This is a genomic window from Rhizobacter sp. P1_G5 (assembly GCF_056405435.1).
Genome location: NZ_JBFUCB010000673.1, coordinates 1 through 3,142, shown reverse-complemented (window position 1 = coordinate 3,142; position 3,142 = coordinate 1). Strand labels below are relative to the sequence as shown.

The following is a 3,142-nucleotide window of genomic DNA, read 5'->3' as shown; positions in this document are numbered from 1 at the left end:
GGCGTGCTCCGTCCGGAAATCTGGAATGGACGCGAAGAATACTGCAGTGCAACAGGGGCTTCAATCGAAATAAATAGGGTCAGACACCTTTCGATGTGTCGATCGATTCATCGACCTTATAAATGGGGACACATCAAATGGCAGCTTTCGGCGGCCGTCCCCGGGGGCGGGCCACCAAGCGGCGGCTCGTCACCAGGGACAGGCTGTCGATGAACGACGCCTCGCCGAGCGGCCATCCTTGCGTGGTGGCACGCCGGAAGCGCTCGGCCTCGGCCGATGAAGTGCCCTGCTCGAACCATGTCCGGTATTTCATCTCCCGGTCGAATGGCGTGTTACCCAAGGCCCAATAAAGGGAGTGGTCGCTTACCACGGGATCGGTCGCCTGCCCAAGGTGGTGCGGCGCACTCGAGGCGCGCAGGTCCGGCACGGCCGACTCGACATAGCGCATGGCAGCAAGCAAGTGCCGTTCCCCCTCGATCGGGGCGGTACGGAAGCGGCCATCCCACAGGCTGCCGGAACGGCCATGCCGGCGGTTGAATGCCTGGCCGTGCTGGCGGCCGATGGCCTGCATCAGCCGGCTCAGCGAATCCGCAGCGGAGGGTGTTGCGAGCAGGTGCACTTCGCCCGCCGCCAATCCGTAGGCATGGACCGCGACGCCGCTCGCCTTCACAGCCTCGGCCAGCATCCGCAGGAAGCCCTGGATGTCAGCCTCGTCGATGAACACCGGCTGGCCGTTGTGCCCGCGCTGCTGCACGAGGTGCGGGTGGCCGGGAATGCACAGGCGGGCGAGGCGCGCCATGGCTCAGTCGAACAGCCGCCGGCCGGTCAGGCGCTCGTGCTCGCGCAGCGCGTAGCGATCGGTCATCCCTGCGATGTAGTCGGCCAGTTGCCGCAGCCCGGCCGTGCGCGATTCGCCGGGCGGTATCCACTCCTGCGGCGCAGCGCGGTAGATCGCGAACAGCTCGCGCACCACCTGCTTGGCCCGGTCGGTGGTCGCCACGACCTGCGGATGCCGGTAGAGGTTGTGCCGCAGGAAGCGCTTCAGCTCGACGCTGTCGGCTGCCATCTGCGCGCTGAAGCAGATCAGCGGCGGCGCCCGGCGAACGTCTGCCACGCTGCGCGGACCGTGCTGTGCGATCGCCGCGGCGCTGGCGTCGAGCACGTCGTAGACCTGGGCCGAGAGCATGCGGCGGATGCTCTCGAAAAGCAGCCGCTTGCCGCGCAGGCCGGGGTGGGCTGCCAGCGATTCGGCCTTGTAGCGCGCGAACAGCGGCACGTCGTCGAGTTGCTCGAGCTTCAGCAGGCCGGAACGCACGCCGTCATCCACATCGTGCGCGTTGTAGGCGATCTCGTCCGCCAGGTTGCACAGCTGGGCTTCCAGGCCCGGGCGCAGCCGCGCGACGAAGCGGTGCGCGACACCGTTCGGCTCCCTGGCCTCGAGCCGTGCGGCGGCCGGGCCGGAGCAGTGCTTCAGGATCCCCTCCCGGGTTTCCAGCGTCAGGTTCAGCCCGTCGAAGTGCGGGTAACGCTCTTCGAGCGAATCCACGACGCGCAGGCTCTGCAGGTTGTGCTCGAAGCCGCCGCTGTGCGGATCCACCGCCTGCAGGCAGTCGTTCAACGCATCCTGGCCGGCGTGGCCGAACGGTGTGTGGCCGAGGTCGTGGGCCAGCGCGATGGCTTCGACCAGGTCCTCGTTCAGGCCGAGGCTGCGCGCGATCGAGCGGCCGAGCTGGGCCACCTCCAGCGAATGGGTCAGCCGGGTGCGGAACAGGTCGCCTTCGTGGTTCAGGAACACCTGCGTCTTGTAGACCAGCCGGCGAAAGGCGGTGCAGTGCACGATGCGATCGCGGTCGCGCTGGTACTCGCTGCGCGTGGGCGCGGGCGACTCGTGCAGCCGGCGACCGCCGCTGTGCTGCGGGTCGCAGGCATACGGCTGCCATGCTCCGGCCGGACGCGGGGCCGACATGGCTCAGGCAGCGTGGGCCGCCAGCACCTCGCGCACGATGTCGTCGGGTACCGGCCGCAGCGCGGCGCGGCCCGGCGCCTCGATCACGACGAAGCGGATCTCGCCGGCCTCGGACTTCTTGTCGACGCGCATCAGCTCGAGGTAGCGGTCGGCACCGAGTTGCGGGCCACGGATCGGCAGGCGCGCGCGCTCGACCAGCCGGGTGATGCGCTGCGCATACGCCGCGTCGATCAGGCCGAGGCGGTGCGACAGGTCGGCCGCCATCACCATCCCGCAGCCGACAGCCTCGCCATGCAGCCAGGTTCCGAACCCGAGCCCGGCCTCGATCGCATGGCCGAAGGTGTGGCCGAAGTTCAGGATCGCGCGCAGGCCGGTTTCGCGCTCGTCCTGGCCGACGACCCAGGCCTTGATCTCGCACGAGCGCTTGACGGCATGGGCCAGCGCCTTCTTGTCGCGCGCGAGCAGCGCGTCGAGGTGGTCTTCGATCCAGCCGAGAAAGGCATCGTCGGCGATCGGGCCGTACTTGATGACCTCGGCCAGCCCGGCCGAGATCTCGYGGTCAGGAAGCGTGTCGAGCGTGTCCAGGTCGGCGATCACGCGCAGCGGCTGGTAGAACGCGCCGATCATGTTCTTGCCCAGCGGATGGTTGATCGCGGTCTTGCCGCCGACCGACGAATCCACCTGCGCCAGCAACGTTGTCGGGACCTGGACGAAGGGGATGCCGCGCATGTAGCAGGCCGCCGCGAAGCCGGTGATGTCGCCGACCACGCCGCCGCCCAACGCATAGAGCATCGTCTTGCGATCGGCGCCGGCACGCAGCAACGCGCCGAAGATGCGCTCCAGCGAACTCCAGTCCTTGTGGATCTCGCCATCCGGCAGTTCGACCAGCAGGCAGTGGGCAATGTGCTGCCTCAGCAGATTCTGCAGCCGCTGCGCATACAAGGGCGCCACGGTCGGGTTCGTCACGATGACGGCACTGCTGCCCTGCGGCAGGCCTTGCAACACGTCGCGGTCCGACAACAGGCCGCAGCCGATCGCGATGTCGTAGGCCCGGTCGGCCAGTTCGATCCTGACCCTGCTTCGCTCGTCGTTCATGGGCGCAGTTTAGCGCCGCTCGTTTCGCGCCTCGTCCGTGTGTGCCGCATCGGGGCGCCGCATCACGATGCCGGCCAGCTC

3 protein-coding genes are annotated in these 3,142 nt (G+C 68.3%); all 3 read right to left on the bottom strand.

Features of this window, described 5'->3' with window-relative positions; translation table 11 throughout:
* Positions 1 to 133 precede the first annotated feature (133 nt).
* The 3 genes from AC1D12_RS29240 to aroB are packed head-to-tail and all read right to left on the bottom strand — an operon-like array spanning position 134 to position 3,061.
* Complete coding sequence (locus AC1D12_RS29240; protein ID WP_477844674.1) at positions 134 to 799, bottom strand: transposase; 666 nt, start codon at positions 797 to 799, stop codon at positions 134 to 136.
* Positions 800 to 802: 3 nt separating this feature from the next.
* On the bottom strand, positions 803 to 1,966 hold the full coding sequence (locus tag AC1D12_RS29235) for a deoxyguanosinetriphosphate triphosphohydrolase (RefSeq protein ID WP_477826423.1): 1,164 nt from the start codon (positions 1,964 to 1,966) through the stop codon (positions 803 to 805).
* 3 nt (positions 1,967 to 1,969) lie between these two features.
* On the bottom strand, positions 1,970 to 3,061 hold the full coding sequence (gene aroB / locus AC1D12_RS29230) for a 3-dehydroquinate synthase (protein ID WP_477844672.1): 1,092 nt from the start codon (positions 3,059 to 3,061) through the stop codon (positions 1,970 to 1,972).
* Between the last annotated feature and the right edge of the window lie 81 nt (positions 3,062 to 3,142).

What these genes read in the sequence shown, in the direction of transcription:
- AC1D12_RS29240 (WP_477844674.1), bottom strand. Translation starts at nt 799, where the DNA reads ATGGCGCGCCTCGCCCGCCTGTGCATTCCCGGCCACCCGCACCTCGTG.
- AC1D12_RS29235 (WP_477826423.1), bottom strand. Translation starts at nt 1,966, where the DNA reads ATGTCGGCCCCGCGTCCGGCCGGAGCATGGCAGCCGTATGCCTGCGAC.